This window comes from Sphingomonas sabuli (genome assembly GCF_014352855.1).
GTDB classification, from domain to species: Bacteria; Pseudomonadota; Alphaproteobacteria; order Sphingomonadales; family Sphingomonadaceae; genus Sphingomicrobium; species Sphingomicrobium sabuli.
The window spans coordinates 807,397-828,085 of the sequence record NZ_CP060697.1; the positions used below are offsets into that span (position 1 = coordinate 807,397).

Consider the following 20,689-nt stretch of genomic DNA (forward strand, 5'->3'; position numbering starts at 1 on the left):
GTCAGGACTTTCGCGATCGGCCCTTGCTGTCGGGCCTGCTCAACGGGAACAGCAGGTCGACGAAACGTTGCGCCGTGGGTTGGGGTTCGTGGTTGGCAAGGCCCGGCCGCTCGTTGGCCTCGATGAACACATAGTCGGGACGGGATACGCTCGGAACGATGAAATCGACCCCGACGACCGGGATTTCGATCGCCCGTGCCACCTTCACCGCCGCTTCGGCCAGGGCCGGATGCAGGTTGTCGGTGACGTCGTGGATCGTGCCGCCGGTATGCAGGTTGGCGGTCTTGCGAACATGGAAGGCGCAGCCCTCGGGCGCCACGTCGTCGAGCGCGAATCCGCGCCGTTCCACGCAGCGTTCGGTTTCCGCGTCCAGCGGGATGCGACTTTCGCCGCCGGTCGACGCGGCCCGGCGCCGGGATTGCCGCTCGATCAGTTCGCGCACCGTATGCGTGCCGTCGCCGACGACCGAGGCCGGGCGGCGGACCGCGGCGGCCACGACCTTGTACCCGATGACGATGATGCGCAGGTCGTCGCCGGCGTGATAGCTCTCCACCAGCACCCGGTCCGACTGGGTGCCGGCAAATTCGATGGCCGCCTCGACCTCTGCCATGTCGGTCAGGTCGACGGCAACGCCGCGCCCCTGTTCGCCCCGCGCTGGCTTTACCACGACCGATCCGTGCTGGTCGAGCAAGGCGCGCACCGCGTCGGCATCGCTCGATATCACTTCTTCCGGCACCTGGACCCCGGCCGCCGCGACGATCCGACGGGTCATCGCCTTGTCGTCGCAGATCGACAACGTGACCGCGGTGGTCAGGTCGGACAGGGATTCGCGGCAGCGGATCTGGCGCCCGCCAAGGCGCAGTTCGAACAGCCCGCCGTCGGCGTCCAACACCTCGACCCCGATCCCGCGCCGCCGGGCTTCGTCAATGATGATCCGGGCGTACGGGTTCATCGCTTCGGCCGGGTCTGACCCGACAAACAGCCGTTCATTAATGACGTTGCGCCGTTTGATCGCGAACAGCGGCATGCGGTAGAAACCAAGCTTCTCGTACAACCCGATCGCCGCATCGTTATCGTGCATCACGGACAGGTCCATGTAGGCCGCGCCGCGCGCCTTGTAATGCTCTGCCAGCCGGTGAATGAGCGCCTCGCCCACCCGCGCATGCGGGGTCTGCGGATCGACCGCCAGCGTCCACAGCGACGACCCCTGCTCGGGATCGTCGAAGGCGGCCGCATGGTCGATTCCGGTCACCGTGCCGATCACTTCACCGCTGTCCTGATCCTCGGCGACGAAATAGGTCAGCGCCCGCGCGGTCTTCTGCTGACCGGCGAAGAAATCGCGCCGCACCTGGACCATGTCGTGCAAGGCATAGATGCGATTGACCGCGTCGGCGTCGCTTGCCGGGTCCATCGCCCGAATGTCGAACCCGGTCGCCCGTCCCTGGTCTGGCGCATAAGCCGACAGGTTGAGCCGGTAGGTATTGGACGGGTCGAGGAACACTTCCGCCGGCGCCTCCGCCAAGATGACGTGCGGGTCGGTGACATACATGGCGATGTCGCGCTGCTCGTCGCCCTCGGCGCGCAATTCGCCAAGCAGCGTGGCCGGGCTGTCGAACGTCTGCGCGAACAGGATCCGGCCCCAACCGACATCGACGATGGCGTTCGACTTCGGCTGTGGCGCGGCGGGGTCGTCCAGATGTCTGAACAGGGGTTCGGGACGCACCATCAGCCCACCCCGTGCCGGTCGAGCCACAATTCGAGCAACCCGACCTGCCACAGCTCCGACCCGCGCAGCGGCGTGATGTGCGCCTTGGGATCGGCCAGCAGCGTGTCGAGATAGCCGCGATCGAACAGCCCGCGTTCCGTCGCCCGCTTGCTCGACACCGCGTCCCGCACGAGGTCGAGGTAAGGCCCGTCGATATATTTGAGCGCCGGGACCGGGAAATAGCCCTTGGGCCGGTCGATCACCGCGCTCGGGATGACGTCGCGCGCCACGTCCTTGAGGATCCCCTTGCCGTCCTGTGCCAGCTTCAGCTCCGCCGGCATCCGCGCCGCGAGCTCCGCCAGCTCATGGTCCAGGAACGGCACGCGCGCTTCCAGTCCCCAGGCCATGGTCATGTTGTCGACCCGCTTGACCGGGTCGTCGACCAGCATGACCGTCGAATCCAGCCGCAGCGCCTTGTCCACCGGATCGTCGGCCCCGGGGCGCGCGAATTGCTCGCGGACATAGTCCAGCGGCGCCGTCCCGCCGTTGCGCCAGTCGGCGCCGAGCTGCCTGTCCAACGTCGCCGCATCGCGGTCGAAGAAGGCGCGCGAATAAGCCGCCAGCGGGTCTTTGGCCGATGCCATCGGCGGGTACCAGTGATAGCCCGCAAAGACCTCGTCGGCCCCCTGCCCCGACTGCACCACCTTGATGTGCTTCGCCACTTCGCGGCTGAGCAGGTAGAAACCGATATTGTCATAGCTGACCATCGGCTCGCTCATCGCCTCGATCGCGCCCGGCAATTCGTCCAGCAGCTCGCTCGACGGCACGAAAATCTGATGGTGGTCGGTCGCGTAATGCTGCGCGATCAGGTCGGAGTAGTAGAATTCGTCGCCCTTCTCGCCATGCGCTTCCTCGAAGCCGATGGAAAAGGTCGACAGGCCGGTCTGGCCAAGTTCGGCGAGCAGGCCGACGATCAGGCTGGAATCGACCCCGCCCGACAGCAACACGCCGACCGGCACGTCCGCCACCATCCGCCGCCGCACCGCATCGCGCAGGCTGGCGTGGAGCATCTCTTCCCATTCGCCTTTTGCCCGCGCCGCGTCCCTGTCCTGCGGCCCGAAAGGCGGATCCCAATAGAGCGTGTCGGTGAAATGGCCCTCGGCATCGTAGACCCGCACCGTCGCCGGAGGCAGCTTGCGAATGCCGTTAAGAATGGTCAGCGGCGGCGGCACCACCGCGTGCCAGCTCATGTAATATTGCAGCGCGGTAGGGTCGATCGACGTGTCGACCTCGCCCGCCGCGACGATTCCCGGAAGCGTCGAGGAAAAGCGCAGCCGCTTGCCGACCTGGCTGTAGTAAAGCGGCTTGATCCCGAAGCGGTCGCGGCCAAGCACCAGCCGCCCGCTTTCGCGTTCGTGGATGGCAAAGGCGAACATGCCCTTGAGCCGCTGGACGCAATCGATGCCCCAGGCGTGATAGGCCTTGAGGATGACCTCGGTGTCGCCGTCGGAAAAGAAGCGGTAGCCCTTGCCTTCCAGCTCGGCGCGCAACTCGCGGTAATTGTAGATGCAGCCGTTGAAGACCATGTCGAGCCCAAGCTCGGTGTCGACCATCGGCTGGGCCGAATGGAACGACAGGTCGATGATCTTCAGCCGCTGGTGCCCCATGCCGATGCGCCCGCGCATCAGCTGGCCGCAGCTGTCCGGGCCGCGCCGTTCCTGGCTGCGCATCATGGCCGCCACCGCGCCGGCGTCGGCGGTGCGACCGTCGAAGTGCACTTCGCCGGCTATGCCGCACATAAGCGGCTCCACGGCCCGAAGCGGGCAAGAGAGTGTTTCGATCTAGCGATTAACGAAAGATAGTATCGTTGGCGCAAAAGTCCAATTTGTCCGCCGAACCAAGATGCGCCATTGGGGCGGCATGAAGACCACCCAATTGCTCAACTACGAACGCGACCGGTGGATTGCCGGTTCGGGCCAGCTTACGGAATTGCCGAGCGCGATCGACGGCTCGCCCGTCGCGACCGCGGGCTCCGGCGGGCTCGATTTCGGCGCCATGCTGAAACACGCCCGGGAGGTCGGCGGCCCGGCACTGCGCAAGATGAGTTTCCATGAGCGCGCCTGGATGCTCAAGGGCCTCGGCCTTGCGATCATGGAGCGCAAGGAGGAACTGTACGCGCTCAACCCGCTGACCGGCGCCACGCGCAAGGATGGGTGGATCGACATCGAAGGCGGGGCGATGACCCTGCTATCCTTCTCGTCCAAAGGCCGCCGGGAACTGCCCGACGCCCACGTCCTGCTCGACGGCCAGATCGAGCCTTTGTCGAAGACCGGCAGCTTCGTCGGCCAGCATATCTACACGACGATGCAGGGCGCGGCGGTGCATATCAACGCCTTCAATTTCCCGGTCTGGGGGATGCTGGAAAAGCTTGGGCCGACCTTGCTCGCGGGCATGCCGGCGATCGTCAAACCGGCCAGCTCCACCAGTTTCCTGACCGAAGCGGCCTTCCGCATCATGATCGATACCGGCTTGCTGCCGGACGGCGCGGTGCAGCTGATCGTCGGCGGCGTCGGCGACCTGTTCGACCATCTGGGCGGTCAGGACGTGGTGAGCTTCACCGGGTCCGCTGCGACCGCGTCAAAGCTCAAGAGCCATCCGACCGTTTTGCGCGAAAGCGTCAAGTTCGTTGCCGAGCAGGACAGTCTCAACGCCTCCGTCCTTGGCCCGGACGCCGCTCCGGGCACGCCGGAATTCGACCTGTTCGTCAAGGAAGTGGTCAGCGAGATGACGGTCAAGGCGGGGCAGAAATGCACCGCCATCCGCCGCGCGCTCGTCCCCGCCGCCCATCTCGACGCGGTCGAGCGGGCGATGGACGAGCGCTTGCGGGCAACCACCGTCGGCGATCCTCGCGAGGACAGCAGCCGCATGGGCGGGCTGGTTTCGTGCAGCCAGCGCGACGACGTCAAAAGCCAGTTGAAGAAGCTGGTCGATGCCGGAGCGCGGATCGTGTCCGGCGACCCCGACGCCGCCGTCGGTCCGGAAGGCGGCGCGTTCATGCAGCCGATCCTGCTGCGCGCCGACGACCCATGGCACGCCGCGGCGGTCCATGACGTCGAGGCGTTCGGCCCGGTCAGCACGATCATGCCATATCGAGACATGGCCGACGCCATCGCACTGGCAAATCGCGGCATGGGCAGCCTGGCGCTGTCGCTGTTCACCCATGACGAGGCGGCCGCCCGCGATTTCATCCAGGGCGCGGCCGCCTTCCACGGGCGGATGCTGGTCATCAACCGCGACAATGCGAAGGAAAGCACGGGCCACGGCAGTCCCCTGCCCGTCCTCGTCCACGGCGGTCCCGGCCGCGCTGGCGGCAGCGAGGAAATGGGCGGCATCCGCGGCGTGAAGCATTACATGCAGCGCACGGCGATCCAGTCGACCCCGGCGATGATCGCGGCAATCTCCGAGCAGTACATTCCCGGCGCGCCCAAGCATTTCCTCACCGACGTTCACCCGTTCCGCAAGACGATGAGCGAGCTTGCCGTCGGCGACACGTGGCGGACCGACAGCCGCACGGTGACGATCGCCGACATTGAGCATTTCGCCGAATTCACCGGCGACACTTTCTACGCCCACATGAACGAAGAGGCGGCCAAGGCCTCGCCGATCTTCGAGGGCCGGGTCGCCCACGGTTATCTGATCCTCAGCTTCGCCGCCGGCCTGTTCGTCGATCCGGACCCCGGTCCGGTCTTGGCCAACACCGGCCTTGAAAACCTGCGCTTCCTGACCCCGCTCTATCCCGGCGATGCGATGCGGGTCGAACTGACCGTGCGGTCGAAAAGCCTGAAGAGCGAGGAAACGGGCGTGGTCCGCTGGGCCGTCGAAATCTTCAACCAGAAGGACGAGCTAGTTGCCACGTACGACTTGCTGACGGAAAACCTGCCCTAAGCCCCATATCGAGTCGAACCATGGAAACCATCGGCGCGGACCTGCAATTCCTCACGCCCCAGCCGTTCGGCGGGGACCAGCTCGACGCGCTGCGCGCCATCTCCGACGAGCGCTTCTACGAGGCCGGGACGATGGTCGCCAACGCCGGCGAACCGTCGGATCGCTTCGTCGTCGTGCTCGAAGGCGAAATCGTGCCGATTGACGCGTTCACCGGGGAACGCATCGGCGAATCGTCCCTGCGCGACGGCCAGTTCATGGGGGAGCTCGCCTTCCTCAACGGGGGCAGCGTCACCCTGCCCATGCGCGCCGCGGTCGACACGCGCACGTTGGAAGCGCCGCGCGCCGCGATGCTCGACCTGATGGCGCGGGTGCCGGAGATCGGTGATCATGTGCTGACCGTTTTCGCCGCGCGCCGGCGGATGCAATACGAACAGGGCCGTAGCTCGGTGAAGCTGATCGGCGCCGATGCCGACCCGGCCGTCCAGCGGGTGGCGGTCTTCCTGTCGCGCAACCGCATCCCTTTCCAGTCCTACGACCTCGACGAACAAAGCGAGGAAGGTCTGGCCGTTTGCCGCATCGCCGCGCACCAGCCGGCCGTGCTGGTCGGCAAGGACAACAAGCTGGACGACCCGACCCCGCGCAAGGTCGCCGCGCTGCTCGGTCTCGACCTGCACAGCGAGGATACCGAGCAGCTCGACCTGCTGATCGTCGGCGGCGGACCGGCCGGCGTCGCGGCGGCGGTCTATGCCGGGTCCGAAGGGCTCAATGCGCTGGTGATCGAGGACAATGCCATCGGCGGCCAGGCCGGGACCAGCAGCCGGATCGAAAATTACATGGGCTTTCCGACCGGCATTTCGGGCGGCGACCTGATCTTCCGCGGACAGGTCCAGGCAATGAAGTTCGGCACCCGCTTTGCCATGCCGCGGTCGGTGCGGCTGCTCGAAACCGTCGACGACGGCTTTTGCGCGACGCTCGACGACGGCGACCGGTTGTGCGCCCGCGCGGTGCTGGTCGCGACCGGGGTGCAATATCGCCGTCTCCCGGTCGACCGGATCGAGGAATTCGAGGGCGCCGGCATCTATTATGCCGCGACCGAGATGGAGGCGCGCTTCTGTCGCGAGACCGAAGCGGTGGTGGTCGGCGGCGGCAATTCGGCCGGGCAGGCGGCGATGTACCTGTCGCGCTTTGCCCGCCATGTCCACGTGCTGGTGCGCGGCCCGGACCTCGCCAGTTCGATGAGCGCCTACCTCCGCTCGCGCCTCGACGCCGACCCGCGCATCACCATCCACTACGGCGCGCAGCTATGCGGGCTCGATGGCGACGCGCACTTGTCGGCGGTGCGCGTCTCGACACCCGACGGGGAACGGCGGATCGACTGCTCCGCCTTGTTCCTGATGATCGGCGCGCAGCCCAACACCGGCTGGCTGTCCGGCATGGTCGCGCTCGACAATCGCGGTTTCGTGCAGACCGGCGCCGAAGCGGGCGTCACCAGCGACTTCGAAACCTCGCGGCCGGGCATCTTCGCGGTCGGCGACGTCCGCTCTGGCTCGGTCAAGCGCGTTGCCTCGGCGGTCGGCGAAGGCTCGGTCGTGGTCAGCGCGATCTGGACCTATCTCGACCAGCAGGCGCGGGCCGGGTCGCGGATAGCCGCCGCCCACGCGGCCTGACCTTTCGGATATTCGCCACCCGTCGTTCGTTGGACCGCCACACGAACAGACAAGGGTGGAAAATCATGAAGATCAGCCAGGTAATGACCCGCGACGTGAAGACCGTCCGTCCCGACCAGACCGCCAAGGAGGCCGCGGCCTTCATGCTGGAAGAAGATGCCGGATCGATGCCGGTAAGCGACGGCGACCGCCTCGTCGGCATGATCACCGACCGCGACATCACCGTGCGCGGCGTGGCCAAGGGCCACGGTCCCGACACGCCGGTCAGCGAATTGATGACCAGCGACGTGCTGTGCGTGCGCGATGACGAGGATGTCGCCGACGTCGCCACCAAGATGGGCAAGGCGCAGGTTCGCCGCCTGCCGGTGATCGATTCCAACGAGAAGCTGTGCGGCATCGTCAGCCTTGGCGACCTTAGCCGCGAAACCGACGGCGAGCCCGCCCACCAGGCGTTCGACGGCGTCAGCGCCGCCGGCGACCGGCACAAGCAGCAGGGCTAGCTTGAAAACGACTACAGCAGGCCGAGCGCGCGCATGCTCGATTGTCCCGACGCTCCGACGATGACGTGATCGTGGATGGTGATCTTCATGTGCCGCGCGGCTTCGACCAGATCCTGGGTGATCCGCACGTCCTGATGTGAGGGCGTCGGATCGCCGCTGGGGTGGTTGTGGACGATGATCAGCGCCGTCGCGTCCAGCGCGATGGCCCGGGCAATGACTTCACGGACGTGAACCGATGCCTCGTCGACCGATCCGTTCCACATCGCCTCGTTGGCGATCAGCATGTTCTTGGCGTTAAGGAACAGCACGCGCACCTGTTCGGTCCGCGAATGGGCCATCGCCGCGTGCAGGTACTGGGACAGCGCGTCCCAGCTCGACAGCACCGGCGCGCCTTCCGTTCGCGTTTCCAGCAAGCGCAGCGCGGTCGCCTCCGCGATCTTCAGGGCGGCGATGACCGTATCGCTCAGCCCTTCGCGGCGCAGCGTGTCGGCGCTTGCCGCCAACAGCGGTCCCACCCCGCCGAACTGGCGGATCAGCGCCTTCGCCTGATCTTTCGTATCGCGGCGCGGAATCGCCAGCGCCAGCAGATACTCCACCAGTTCATGATCCAGCAGCGCCTTGCCGCCGCCGTCGAACAGCCGCTTGCGCAGCCGGGCCCGGTGGCCGCTGGCGCTGTTCATTTCCGGTGCAAGTCGCCCGTGCATGGAAGTCCTCTTCCGCAAGCCCGAGCATTTTCGACCATAGCCAATCGCTTGCGCATCTGGAAAGAGGTCGTGCCGCGGACGGAACGGCAGTGTGGAAAGCGGGTTGAACGCGGGAATGGCGAAAGGCAGCGATGAGAGCGGCGAGGTTCTGGTCGTGGAATCGCGCGCCCGCCGTACCCGCCGGCTGATCAGCTGGATCGCGCTCGGTCTTGTCGTGCTGGTCGCGGTCGCGCTGGCCATCGCCTGGGTCCAGCGCCGGCCGATTGCCCGCAACGCCATTCAGAACGAACTTGCAAAGCGCGGCGTGCGCGCCGAATTCACGCTCGACCGGGTCGGGCTGCGGACGCAGGAAATCAGCAACCTGCGGATTGGCGATCCGGCCAATCCCGACGTCACCGCCCGCAACGTGCGCATCCAGATGCGCATCAAGTGGAACGGCAGCGTCGACGTCTATCGCATCGTTGCTCGCGGAATGCGGCTGCGCGGCCGGGTCTATCCGGACGGGCGGGTCAGCTGGGGCGAGCTGGACAAGCTGCTGCCGCCGCCTTCGGGCAAGCCGTTCAGCCTGCCCGACGTCGCGGTCGACGTTGCCGACAGCAGCATTTCGCTGCGCACGCCATGGGGTCCGCTGGGCTTTGCTGCGCAGGGCGTCGGCAATCTGACCGGTGGCTTCAAGGGCCGCTTCGTGTCGTCCAGTCCCGGCCTGCAGACGCCGACCTGCACGTTTTCCGCCTTCCGCGGCTATGGCGCGATCGAGATCGAGGCGCGCCGCCCGCACGTTATCGGCCCGATTACCGCTGGCAACCTGTCCTGCCCGAAAAGCAATTTCTCGATTGCGCGGCCGCGGCTCGAACTGGACGCGCAGTTCGGTGAGGCGTTCGACAGCTACGATGCCAAGGCGCGCCTGATCTCCAGCCAGGTCATCGCCGGCGTCAACGGGCTGGCCGCGCTCAACGGCACCATCACCATCAAGGGCAAGCCCGACGATTCGCGCGGGCATCTGGAAATCACCGCGCAGAAGTCGCGCCTCAGCTCGATCCGTGCCGACCGCACCGTCCTCGCCGGCGACTACAAGCTCCGGCTCGACAGCGGCGAATTGACCCTGGTCGGCAAGTACGCCGCCAACAGCGCCAGCCTCGATGCCAATCTGGTCAACGGCTTCACCGGCGCGATGATGGCGGCCAAGGACACGCCGATCGGCCCGGTCGCGGTCAATATTGCGCGCGCGGTCGGACGCAGCGCCGGCAATTTCGACGTCGCCGGCAAGCTTCGGCTGGTCAATTTCCGCGGCGGCGGGGCAATCCGCATCGACGACGCCACCGCGACCACCGCCACCGGCGGGCGCGTGCAAGTGTCGGGTGGCAAGGGCATCACTTATTATTGGCCATCGGGGCGGATCGGCATCGACGGCACCATCCGCACCGCAGGCGGCGGCCTGCCCAACGGCTATCTCGCGATCAGCTCGACCCGTTCGGGCGGCTATTCCGGCGTCGGCCGCTTCCGGCCCTACGTCATCAACGGCAACCGGCTGGATCTCAGCGACCTGCGCTTCCAGGCCGAACCCAACGGGATGACCCGCTTCGCCGCCGTCGCCACCGTGACCGGTGCCTTCTCGTCGGGCCAGGTGCGCGGGCTCCACGTGCCGATCACCGGGCGCGTCGGCGCCAATGGCGGGCTGTACGTCGGCGAACGCTGCACCGTCGTCAGCTGGGACAGCTTTTCGCTGCGCGATGTCCACCTTGGCGCGACCCGGCTACCGATCTGTCCGACCGGCCCCGCAATCCTCTACCAGCCGGCGGGCGGAAGCCTGACCTTTGCGGCGCAGGTCTCCAATCCCCGAATTGCCGGGCGGCTGGGCAATTCGCCGCTGTCGGTGATTGCCGACAGGCTCGACTTCTCCGGCGCCAAGGGCTTTGCCACGACCAACCTGCGCGCGCGGCTGGGCGACCCCAATTCTCCGGTGCAGATCACCGGCGCCCGGCTCGACGGCACCTTTGCCGGCGCGGGAATCAGCGGCTCGATCCGCGACGGCACCGCGGTCATCGGCAACGTCCCCTTGCGCATGACCGACATCAACGGCCGCTGGAACCTGCATGGCAGCGACCTGACCATCGGCGGCGGGCTGATGGTCAACCACATCGCTCCCGAACCGCTCTTCTATCCGCTGGCCAGTGACAACGTCCGCTTCCTGCTGCGCAACAACCTCATCAAGGCGACCGCGTCGCTGCGTCACCCCGACAGCGGCACTAAGGTCACCGACGTGACCATCGACCACAGCCTCAACAGCGGTTCGGGCAACGCATTGCTCGACGTCCCCGGCCTGACGTTCGGCGAGGGATTGCAGCCGGAAGAACTCACCCGGCTGACCGAAGGCGTCGTCGCGCTGGTTCAGGGCACCATCACCGGCCAGGGACGGATCAACTGGAACCGCGCCGGCAAGGTCACCTCGACCGGTGACTTCGCCACCGCCAACACCAATCTCGCCGCCCCGTTCGGCCCGGTCGAAGGCCTGTCGACCAACATCCACTTCACCAACCTGCTGGGCCTCGAAACCGGGCCCGGCCAGGTCGCCACCGTCCGCAGCATCAACCCCGGCATCATCGTCCAAGACGGCGTCATCCGTTACCAGCTGCTGCCCAACCAGCTGGTCAAGATCGAGCGCGGCGAATGGCCGTTCATGGGCGGAAAGCTGATCCTGCAGGAAACCATCCTCAACTTCGGCAGCGACACGCCCAAGCGCCTGACGTTCGAACTGGAAGGCTTCAATTCGCAGATGTTCATCGACAGCCTCGACTTCCAGGGGCTGGAAATCAGCGGCACCTTCGACGGCGTCCTGCCGATGATCTTCGACGATGAAGGCGGGCGCATCGTCGGTGGCCGCCTGGTCTCGCGCGAGCCTGGCGGCCGCTTCCGCTACACCGGGACCAAGCCCGACGCGGGGCTGGTCGCAGGGGTTGCGTTCGACTTGTTGAGCGACATCCGCTTCCGCAACATGGTCATCCGTCTTGACGGCGACCTCGCAGGCGAATTCGCGAGCCGGTTCACGATTGAGGAAATCTCGGTCGGGGGCGAAGGCGGCGGGCTGATCTCCAGCCTCGTTCGCGGCGCCTTCCGCAACGTGCCGATCAAGATCAACCTCAACATCGCCGGCCCGTTCCGCGCGCTGATCCAGATGGCCAAGGGCTTCAAGGACCCCAGTGCGGTCATCCAGCCGGTCCTGCCTTTCCCGCTCGATGCGCCCGGACTCGTCGTTGAGAGCCGCACGCTGCGCAAGGAAGAGGATCAGGAACGAATCACCCCGATCGACCAGATCGAAGCCACCCCGACACCCCCACAGCCAAACGAGTGAGGATCATGACACACACCAGGATGAAAGCCGTGCTGCGGCTGTCCGCCATAACGGCCATGGCCGTCCCGCTGGCCAGCTGCATCACCGTCAAGGCGCCGGAAAAGCCGATCGAGATCAACCTCAACGTCGACATTCGGCAGGAAGTGCTGGTGCGTCTTCAGCAGGACGTCGAACAGCTGATCCAGAACAATCCCGACGCCTTCCCGACGACTCCGGGCCGGACCCAGTGATCCTTGCCCGGCTGATCGGCGCAATCGTCGTGGCGGTAGCCGTCCCGGCGCTGGCGCAGGACACGTCGGCGCTGGTCCAGGCGCGCCAGGCGGGCGTGATCGGCGAACGGTTCGACGGATATCTGGGCCATGCCGCCACGGCCAGCGACGCCGTCCGCCGTCAGGCCGCATCGATCAATATCCGCCGCCGCAGCCTCTACACCGGCCTCGCCCAGCGGCGCGGGGTTACCGTGCAGGAAGTCGGCATCACGGCCGGTTGCGAACTCCTTGCCGGCGTCCGCACCGGCGAAATCTACATGTTGAGCGACGGCGTGTGGCGCAAGCGCCAGCCCGGGCAGCCCGCGGCGGTTCCCGATTATTGCGGCTGAGCCGCGAACGCCTCGCGATACTCCGGCTTGAGCGCGGCCGCGAAGCGCGCATCGACGTCCAGCTCGACGTCATAATCTCCCTCCGCATAAGGCCCCAGCAGATACGGGTCGGCATGAAACCGGATCCGGTCAAAACGCCGGTCGGTGCCGGCCAGCGGGATGACCGCTAGGTCGCCCAGCTTCGGGCACTGGTCGAATTCCGGGATCGTCCCGAGACCGGCGTCGCCGCTGCGCTTTTCCGCCCGTTGCCGGTCGATCGCGGCACACAGCTTGTCGGCGTAAATGCGGGCGAATTCCGCCTCGCCGCCCGTGACAAGGTCGAACGCGCTGATCCGGCGGTTCGCCGACCTGTCCCAAAAGATGCCTTCGGTCCCGTGCATGGGATGCGCCCCGCCGGTGAACTCGCTCCACGCCCGCGCCAGGCTGAGCAGGCGTCCGGATTGCCCTGCGACCGTCACGTCGACCGCATAATGATAAGGCCCGGGCATCGGGTTGCCGTCCCTGGCGCGCATGGCCTTGTCCGCCGCCGCCGTCTCGCGCATTTCCGTTTTCGCCTTCAGCGCGGGGTCGACGATCATTGCCTTCAGCGCCGGGATGGCGGCGACTTCGGCCGGCCAGGCCACGTGCCATTCCAGCAGCGCGTCCTTTTCGTCGAGCACGCCGGCCGGCGGCGCCTGCGGCGCTGCGGCACTAACGGCGGCCGGGGGCGTCGGCGGCGCGTCCGAACAGGCGATCAGGGTCGCGGCGAGGGCGAGAAGAATCATGCGCATTGCCATGCTTTGACACCGCGTGCGGCTGCGAAGCAACGGCGCGCGGTTGACTAGGCGGGCGGCGGTTCATAAAGGGGCCGCGCCTTGGCGGGCTTTGAACGCCGCCATGTCCTTGAACCTGCCGAATTCGTCGCCGCTCTGACGGCCGGCTCGGACAAACGGAGACAAGACATGGCTGCCGACATCCCGCCACCGGACCCAGAGCTGCCGAAAGACGCAAGGCTCGGGTCGCTCGACGAGCGGCTCGATCGCATCCGTCAGGAAGAAGCGATGCGGACCAAGAAGGCACAGCCCGATCCGGTCACCCGGATTTGGCAGAGGATGTTCAGTCATCTGGTCGGCGCTCCGGCCGGTGGCGGCATCTTCGGGTGGGGCCTGGACACGCTGTTCGGGACCTTTCCGCTGTTCTTCCTGCTGATGCTGTTCCTTGGGTTCGGCGTCGGCGTGGTGAACATCATGAGGATTTCCAAGACGCCATCGGGCTCCGGCCCGGGCGCAAGCTGAGGGTGCCAGTCAACGTGGCCGCAGAAGGCAAGATCGACCCGATGCACCAATTCACGGTGCAGCCGCTGGTCCCGCTGCACATCGGTGAATATGACGTCAGCTTCACCAACAGCGCGGCGTGGATGCTGGCCGCGCTGGCGCTAATCGGCCTGTTCATGTGGGGCGGCATGCGGCGCCAGGTCGTGCCCGGCCGCTGGCAGATGGCGGTCGAAGGGCTGACCGGCTTCATCGACGACATGTTGAACGTGAACATCGGGCCCAACGGCAAGAAGTACGTGCCCTACATCTTCTCGCTGTTCACCTTCATCCTCGCCTGCAACCTGCTTGGCCTGATGCCGTTCGGCATCATTCCCGGTTTTCACGCCTTCACGCCGACCAGCCATTTCAGCATCACCGGCGTGCTCGCGATCATCAGCTTCTCGATCGTGCTCCTGGTCGGTTTCGCAAAGCACAAGCTGCACTTCTTCTCGCTGTTCGTGCCGCACGGCACGCCGATCGTCATGGTGCCGCTGATCTTCATCATCGAGTTCATCAGCTTCATGGTCCGGCCGTTCAGCCTTGGCCTGCGACTGTTCGTGGCGATGATCGCTGGCCACATCCTGATGGAAGTGTTCGGCAGCTTCATCATCAGCGCCGGCAACACCTTCGCGGCGGAGCCCGCCAGCGGCGGCGGCGTGATGGGCCTGCTGGTCAGCGCGATCAGCTTCCTGTTCATCATCGGCGTGTCCGCGCTCGAACTGCTGGTCGCGGCCATCCAGGCCTATGTTTTCGCGCTTCTGACGACGCTGTATCTCAACGACGCAGAAAATCTTCACTAATCGGTTCACCAGTTCCTACAGGGAGTTAGACAATGGATTTCGCATCGGCACAGGTTATCGGCGCTGGTCTCGCAGCGATCGGCGTTGGCGCCGCCGCCATCGGCGTGGGCAACGTCTTCGGCTCGTTCCTTGAAAGCGCGCTTCGCAACCCGGCGGCCGCCGACGGCCAGCAGGGCCGCCTGTTCATCGGCTTCGCCGCCGCCGAACTTCTCGGCCTGATCGCCTTCGCCGTGGCGATGATCATCCTTTACGCCCGCTAAGACGCGTACGGGGCTGACCTCCATCCGGAGCTGACATGCCGCAGATTACCCAACTTCCGGTCATTTTCTGGTCGCAGCTGTTCTGGCTGTTGCTGATCTTTGGCGCTTTGTTCTTCGTCATCGGGCGGGGCATGGTGCCGAAGATCCTCGGCACGGTGGAGCACCGCGACCGCAAGATTTCGGACGATCTCGAGCAGGCCCAGAAGGCCCGCGACGAGGCCGAGTCGACGGAAGCGGAGTATCGGGAGCGGATCGAGGCCAGCCGGGCGGAGGCGATGAAGCTGGCGCTGGCCGCCAAGCAGGACGGCGCGCGCGAAGCGGAAGAGCGCAATCGCGCGGTCGACGCCGACCTCGCCACGAAGGCCGACGCCGCCGAAGCGAAGATCCGCCAGGCGGTCGACAAGGCGATGGCGGAAATCGACGCCGTCGCCGCGGAGGCGACTCGCCAGATGGTGGTCAAGCTAACCGGCAAGGATGTCCGCGAGGACGAAGCACGCAAGGCGGTGGAGGCCGTGACCAATGGCTGAACCCCATCTCGTGACCGAAGGCGCCCAGAGCGCCGGCGAACACGCCCTTCCCTCGCTGCTTGGCCTGACGCCGCCGATGTGGATCGCGCTGGCGATGATCGTCGTCCTCGCGCTGCTCGTGTGGAAGCGGGTGCCCGGCGCGATCGGCAAGGCGCTGGACAAGAAGATCGATTCGATCCGCGAACAGCTTGCCGAAGCGGAAGCGCTGCGCAAGGAAGCCGAGGCGCTGAAGGCCGAATATGCGGCCAAGGCCGCCGAGGCCGAAAGCGAAGCCAAGGCGATGGTCGAACGCGCCCGGCATGAAGCCGACGGGCTGATCGCCCAGGCCCGCAAGGACGCCGATGCGATGGTCGAGCGCCGCGGCAAGATGGCCGAGGAAAAGATCGCAGCCGAGGAAATGGCCGCGGTCCAGAAGCTGCGCACCGCCGCCGCCGACGCCGCCGCCAGGGCCGCGACGCTGATTATCAGCCAGCAGCTCGATGCCAAGACCGACAAGGCCCTGGTCGACAACGCCATCGCGGGTCTCGGCAAGCGCTAGCTGACGGTCCGCGCGGTGCACGGGTCGACCCTTAACTAAAGATACTAAGCGCGCGCGGGGTTGCGCGTTATTTTCCCCATCCGTCCAGCCTTGGGCTGCGGATCATGGGGGAAGTTTCATGCCCACGTTCACCACCGGCAACGACACGCATGTCGTCGACTATCTCGGCACGTACAGCCTCAGCCTGCTGGCCGGCAACGACACGCTGACGCTGGCCAGCGGCGCGACCATCGTGGCCCATCTGGACGACGGCAACGACCTCGTCACGATCGGCGCCGACGCCGGGCCCTACCGGGTTTACGGCGACAACGGCAGCGACACGTTCGACCTCTTCAGCGGCAACGGCTCGGTCAACGGCGGCTCCGGCAACAACGTCTTCAACATCCGCGGCGGCACCGGCCACGATTTGTCCGGCGGCGCGGAGATCGACACCTTCACCTTTTTCGCCAACGTCGAGGACATTCTCATCCGCGGCGGCAGCGGCAACGACGTCCTCAACGGCGGCAACCGGGTCATCACCGGCTCGCTCTACGGCGGCGCGGGCAGCGATTATTTCCTCGGTTTCACCACTTACGGCGCGGTCAGCCTCTACGGCGGGCTCGACAACGACATCTATCGGATCGCGGCCAACCATTCCGACGTTCGCATCGTCGAATATTACAACCAGGGCGATGACCTCATCCAGCTGCCCGGCGGCATGGATTATATCCTCCCGGCCAACGTCGAGAACCTCAACGTCGGCAATTTCGCGGGCAGCACCGGCGCCGATGCGGAGATCAGCGGCAACGGCCTCGCCAACCGCATTCTCGGCGGCGACAATGCCGAAACCGTGCTCGGCCGCGGCGGCGACGACGACCTGCGCGGCAACGGCGGCGACGACGTCCTCGACGGAAGCGCCGGCAACGACTCGCTCGACGGGGGAGCTGGCAATGACGAGCTGTATGGCGGGACCGGCAATGACGTCCTGAACGGACGGGCTGGTTACGATTACATGGCCGGCGGCAGCGGCGACGACATCTACTTCATCGGTTCTGCTTACGATCAGATCAGCGAACTTTACGACCGCGGCACCGACACTGTTAGAGTAAACATGTCGGGTTATGTTCTCCCCGATAATGTCGAAAACGCCATTCTCGTGCCGGTCTTCCCGTTTGATGGAATGATATTTTTCGGCAACGCGCTCGCCAACGAAATTACCGGGTCAGATCATTACGACTACATCCAGGGCGGCGGTGGCAACGATACAATCTATTTGGGCCTGGACTCCGATCAGGCGCTTGGCGGAGATGGCCGGGATACGATCTATGGCCAAGACGGCAACGACATACTTTGGGGAGAAAATGCCGGCGACACGCTGATCGGCGGCGCGGGAACCGATGCCCTCATCGGCGGCCTCTCGCCCGACATCCTGACTGGCGGCACAGGCTCGGACCAGTTCGTATTCGATCAGTACGATTCGGTGCCACCCGGCTACGATACGATAACCGACGGCGATCCTGACGGGGATGGCGGTCGCGACATCATCGATCTCAGAGGGATCGACGCCAATCTCAATGTAGCTGGCGACCAGGCATTCACCTGGTCCTTCTCTACACCGACCGCCTATTCCTTGTGGTACGGCGACAACAGCTTTGCGGACGGCGTGTACCTGCTCATCTACCTCGCCGACACCAATGGCGACACCACGCCGGACTTCGAACTGTATGTGTATTGCTCCGAAATTTTCGCGCTAAACCAGGACATCCTGCTTTGAACCCGCGCACGCCATGCGCTTGATCCGCCATGAAAAAATATGGCGAGACCTAACTTTCGATACTACGCCCGCGACGTCCCGGCGTTAAGTTCGCGGGGTCGGCTTGGCCGGGGGGCTGAGCTTCATCTGGGGGAAGGTACATGCCCACGTTCACCACCGGCAACGACACGCATGTCGTCGACTATCTGGGCACGTACAGCCTCAGCCTGCTGGCCGGCAACGACACGCTGACGCTGGCCAGCGGCGCGACCATCGTGGCTCATCTGGACGACGGCAACGACCTCGTCACGATCGGCGCCGACGCCGGGCCCTACCGGGTCTACGGCGACAATGGCAGCGACACGTTCGACCTCTTCAGCGGCAACGGCTCGGTCAACGGCGGCGCCGGCAACAACGTCTTCAACATCCGCGGCGGCACCGGCCACGATTTGTCCGGCGGCGCGGAGATCGACACCTTCACCTTTTTCGCCAACGTCGAGGACATCCTCATCCGCGGCGGCAGCGGCAACGACGTCCTCAACGGCGGCAACCGGGTCATCACCGGCTCGCTCTACGGCGGGGCGGGCAGCGATTATTTCCTCGGCTTCACCACTTACGGCGCGGTCACCCTCTACGGCGGGCTCGACAACGACATCTACCGCATCGCGGCCAACCATTCCGACGTTCGCATCGTCGAATATTACAACCAGGGCGATGACCTCATCCAGCTACCCGGCGGCATGGATTATATCCTCCCGGCCAACGTCGAGAACCTCAACGTCGGCAATTTCGCGGGCAGCACCGGCGCCGATGCGGAGATCAGCGGCAACGGCCTCGCCAACCGCATTCTCGGCGGCGACAATGCCGAAACCGTGCTCGGCCGCGGCGGCGACGACGACCTGCGCGGCAACGGCGGCGACGACGTCCTCGACGGAAGCGCCGGCAACGACTCGCTCGAAGGCGGGCTGGGCAGCGATACGTTGCTGGGCGGAACGGGCAACGACATCCTGAATGGCCAGGGCGGGCTCGATGTGATGATCGGCGGCACCGGCAACGACCTCTATTTCGTCGACGACTGGACGGAAACGGTTGTCGAATATGCCGGCCAGGGCACCGACACGATCCGCACCACGGTGACGGCGTTCGAACTGTCCGACACGGTCGAAAATCTCGTCTACACGGGGCTTTCCGACACGTTTCTCTACGGCAACCCGTTTGCCAATGTGATCACCGGTGGATCAGGCAACGACATGATCGAGTCCGGTGACGGGGCCGATACCGTTTCTGGAGGTGCTGGAGACGATTTGCTTATTGCGGGTTTCGCCGATGACGTCGTTTATGGCGGCGCCGACAATGACGAATTGCAGGGCAATACCGGTAACGACATCCTTGAAGGCGGTGCCGGTGTCGATCGCCTGATCGGCGGCATCGGCGGCGATACGCTGACCGGTGGCGGCGGGGCCGACACCTTTTATTTCGGAACGACCGAGGAAAGTCCCTTCTACGTCTTCGAAACCACCTATCGGCCCTATGACATCATCACCGACTTCCGGCCTGACGGGGCGGGAAGCGCGGACGTGATCAATATCGAACTGATTGACGCGAACATTAACGTGGCCGGCAACCAGGCATTCATGTTCAGCGGCAACACGGCCGACGCTTATTCGGTGTGGATCTCCAACTTTCAAACCAACGCCGACGGGACATACGATCTGACATTCCGCGCGGATGTGAATGGCGACACGACCGCGGAATTCGAACTGGTCGTCCATACCTTCGACGTTCCGGTGATGGGCATCGACTTCATTCTCTGACGGTCATCATTTGATGGGCGCCGCGCCGCCTGCTAATTTGGCGCGTTGGCGTTCGTTGGCAGTGGTTTGTGATGGGTGGGACAGTTTCAATTCTCGCGGTCCAGACCGCGCTGTTCGCGTGCCTCGCGGCAGGGTGCATCGCGGTCTATTTCGGCTTTCGGCGCGAAAGCGCGCTCGGCTGGCTTGCCGCGGCACTGTCGTTCGGGTTCGTCCAGATGCTGGCCTATCAGGCATGGCCCAGCGACCGGCTGGAAATTGCCTCCGGCTTCCTGCTCGCCGCGCCGGCCTTTTACTGCAACGCCCAGTGCCTGCGCCGCCTGTACGATCTTCCTGGTCCCAACCGGGCCCTGTGGGGCGCGGCGCTGTTCACCGGCGCTGCCGGCCTCGTCACGCTGGGGCTTGGCGCATCGCTGATCGCCGTCATGGCGCTGTTTCAGCTAACCATGGTGCTGGGCCTGGCCGACTGCCTGCGGATCCTCATTGCCGCCCGCGACGCGCATTGGCTGCGCCTGGTCTTGCTGGGCGGTTTCGCCGGGCTGGGCCTGATCTTCGTCGTCCGCGTCCCGTCCTGGCTCCTGCTGCTCCCGGCCGGGACCGGCTATGCCGATGCCCGTCATTCGATGCTCGACACGACCCTGCTCAGCGTTGGCGCCTTGCTCACCTGCATCATTACCGCCGCTTTCATCGCGCAGGTGGTCGGCAAGCATATCGGCCTGTTGCGCAACCGCTCGTCGCGGGACGGGCTGACCGGCCTGCTCAACCGCCGCTCGTTCATCGACGCCGCCTCGCGCACGGCGCGGCGCCCGGGCGCCATCGTCTATTGCGACATCGACCATTTTAAACAGGTCAACGACCGCTTCGGCCACGGCGTCGGCGACCGCGTGATTCAGGAACTTGCGCGCCTGCTCGACGATAGCGGGTTCGTCGCGGGCCGGCTTGGCGGGGAGGAATTCGCCTTGCTCATGCCGTCCGTCCCGGCGCTGCGCGCGAACCAGCTGATGGAAGACCTGCGCGAAGCGTTCAGCAATCTGCGCATCGACGGCGTCGACCCGCGCCACCGGCTGACCGCCAGTTTCGGCATCGCGACCTTCGACAGCGGCCACCGCCCGACCGAATATCTCGATCAGGCCGACCGCGCGCTTTACCTCGCCAAGAACAATGGCCGCGACCAAGTCGTCATGCTGCGCAGCGACAGCGGCCCGACGCTTGCCCGGATGCCGCTCGCCGCCACCGCCTGACAATTGCGCCCTCTCCCCGG

The 20,689-nt window shown here is 65.6% G+C and carries 18 protein-coding genes; 14 read left to right on the forward strand and 4 right to left on the reverse strand.

Annotated features, from left to right (window positions below):
• Position 1: 1 nt before the first annotated feature.
• Together ngg and H8M03_RS04085 are read right to left on the reverse strand one after the other, a co-directional pair.
• A complete protein-coding gene (gene ngg / locus H8M03_RS04080; RefSeq protein ID WP_187480474.1) occupies positions 2 to 1,726 on the reverse strand; it encodes an N-acetylglutaminylglutamine synthetase in 1,725 nt (574 codons plus the stop codon).
• Positions 1,726 to 3,504 (reverse strand): N-acetylglutaminylglutamine amidotransferase, encoded by a 1,779-nt coding sequence (locus H8M03_RS04085; RefSeq protein ID WP_187480475.1) that lies wholly within the window; start codon positions 3,502 to 3,504, stop codon positions 1,726 to 1,728. Before H8M03_RS04085 ends, ngg begins: the two co-directional genes overlap by 1 nt.
• A gap of 121 nt (positions 3,505 to 3,625) precedes the next feature.
• Between H8M03_RS04085 and paaZ the strand changes: the two genes are divergently transcribed.
• From paaZ to H8M03_RS04100, 3 genes are all read left to right on the forward strand, one after another.
• A complete protein-coding gene (gene paaZ / locus H8M03_RS04090) occupies positions 3,626 to 5,650 on the forward strand; it encodes a phenylacetic acid degradation bifunctional protein PaaZ (RefSeq protein ID WP_187480476.1) in 2,025 nt (674 codons plus the stop codon).
• A 20-nt stretch (positions 5,651 to 5,670) separates the two neighbouring features.
• On the forward strand, positions 5,671 to 7,317 hold the full coding sequence (locus H8M03_RS04095; protein WP_187480477.1) for an FAD-dependent oxidoreductase: 1,647 nt from the start codon (positions 5,671 to 5,673) through the stop codon (positions 7,315 to 7,317).
• A 65-nt stretch (positions 7,318 to 7,382) separates the two neighbouring features.
• On the forward strand, positions 7,383 to 7,817 hold the full coding sequence (locus H8M03_RS04100; RefSeq protein ID WP_222931897.1) for a CBS domain-containing protein: 435 nt from the start codon (positions 7,383 to 7,385) through the stop codon (positions 7,815 to 7,817).
• A gap of 11 nt (positions 7,818 to 7,828) precedes the next feature.
• On the opposite strand, the gene radC is transcribed toward H8M03_RS04100, so the two are convergent.
• Entirely contained in the window at positions 7,829 to 8,497 is a 669-nt protein-coding gene (gene radC / locus H8M03_RS04105) for a RadC family protein (protein ID WP_187480478.1), read from the reverse strand.
• A 139-nt stretch (positions 8,498 to 8,636) separates the two neighbouring features.
• On the opposite strand from radC, the gene H8M03_RS04110 reads away from it, so the two are divergent.
• The 3 genes from H8M03_RS04110 to H8M03_RS04120 are packed head-to-tail and all read left to right on the forward strand — an operon-like array spanning position 8,637 to position 12,468.
• Complete coding sequence (locus tag H8M03_RS04110) at positions 8,637 to 11,870, forward strand: intermembrane phospholipid transport protein YdbH family protein (RefSeq protein ID WP_187480479.1); 3,234 nt, start codon at positions 8,637 to 8,639, stop codon at positions 11,868 to 11,870.
• Positions 11,871 to 11,890: 20 nt separating this feature from the next.
• Positions 11,891 to 12,100: a YnbE family lipoprotein gene (locus H8M03_RS04115; protein WP_187480938.1), complete on the forward strand. Its 210-nt coding sequence runs from the start codon at positions 11,891 to 11,893 to the stop codon at positions 12,098 to 12,100.
• On the forward strand, positions 12,097 to 12,468 hold the full coding sequence (locus H8M03_RS04120) for a YdbL family probable chaperone protein (RefSeq protein WP_187480480.1): 372 nt from the start codon (positions 12,097 to 12,099) through the stop codon (positions 12,466 to 12,468). Before H8M03_RS04115 ends, H8M03_RS04120 begins: the two co-directional genes overlap by 4 nt.
• Here the strand turns inward: H8M03_RS04120 and H8M03_RS04125 are convergent.
• Complete coding sequence (locus H8M03_RS04125) at positions 12,456 to 13,238, reverse strand: PdaC/SigV domain-containing protein (RefSeq protein WP_187480481.1); 783 nt, start codon at positions 13,236 to 13,238, stop codon at positions 12,456 to 12,458. The genes H8M03_RS04120 and H8M03_RS04125 overlap by 13 nt on opposite strands.
• Before the next feature lie 171 nt (positions 13,239 to 13,409).
• On the opposite strand from H8M03_RS04125, the gene H8M03_RS04130 reads away from it, so the two are divergent.
• The 8 genes from H8M03_RS04130 (at position 13,410) to H8M03_RS04165 (ending at position 20,669) form a co-directional block, all read left to right on the forward strand.
• Positions 13,410 to 13,742, forward strand: coding sequence for an AtpZ/AtpI family protein (locus tag H8M03_RS04130; RefSeq protein ID WP_187480482.1), 333 nt, complete (start codon positions 13,410 to 13,412; stop codon positions 13,740 to 13,742).
• A gap of 14 nt (positions 13,743 to 13,756) precedes the next feature.
• Positions 13,757 to 14,560 (forward strand): F0F1 ATP synthase subunit A, encoded by an 804-nt coding sequence (locus tag H8M03_RS04135; RefSeq protein ID WP_187480939.1) that lies wholly within the window; start codon positions 13,757 to 13,759, stop codon positions 14,558 to 14,560.
• Positions 14,561 to 14,592: 32 nt separating this feature from the next.
• Positions 14,593 to 14,820 carry a F0F1 ATP synthase subunit C gene (locus H8M03_RS04140; protein WP_187480483.1) on the forward strand — a complete coding sequence of 76 codons (228 nt, stop codon included), beginning with the start codon at positions 14,593 to 14,595 and terminating at the stop codon, positions 14,818 to 14,820.
• Positions 14,821 to 14,855: 35 nt separating this feature from the next.
• A complete protein-coding gene (locus tag H8M03_RS04145) occupies positions 14,856 to 15,347 on the forward strand; it encodes a F0F1 ATP synthase subunit B family protein (protein WP_187480484.1) in 492 nt (163 codons plus the stop codon).
• Positions 15,340 to 15,885, forward strand: coding sequence for a F0F1 ATP synthase subunit B family protein (locus H8M03_RS04150; RefSeq protein WP_187480485.1), 546 nt, complete (start codon positions 15,340 to 15,342; stop codon positions 15,883 to 15,885). Before H8M03_RS04145 ends, H8M03_RS04150 begins: the two co-directional genes overlap by 8 nt.
• A 118-nt stretch (positions 15,886 to 16,003) precedes the next feature.
• The gene (locus H8M03_RS04155) at positions 16,004 to 17,638 is read left to right on the forward strand and encodes a calcium-binding protein (RefSeq protein ID WP_187480486.1); all 1,635 of its coding nucleotides are present in this window, start codon (positions 16,004 to 16,006) and stop codon (positions 17,636 to 17,638) included.
• A 140-nt stretch (positions 17,639 to 17,778) separates the two neighbouring features.
• Positions 17,779 to 19,431 carry a calcium-binding protein gene (locus H8M03_RS04160; RefSeq protein ID WP_187480487.1) on the forward strand — a complete coding sequence of 551 codons (1,653 nt, stop codon included), beginning with the start codon at positions 17,779 to 17,781 and terminating at the stop codon, positions 19,429 to 19,431.
• Between the two features lie 71 nt (positions 19,432 to 19,502).
• Entirely contained in the window at positions 19,503 to 20,669 is a 1,167-nt protein-coding gene (locus H8M03_RS04165) for a GGDEF domain-containing protein (RefSeq protein WP_187480488.1), read from the forward strand.
• Positions 20,670 to 20,689: the final 20 nt, after the last annotated feature.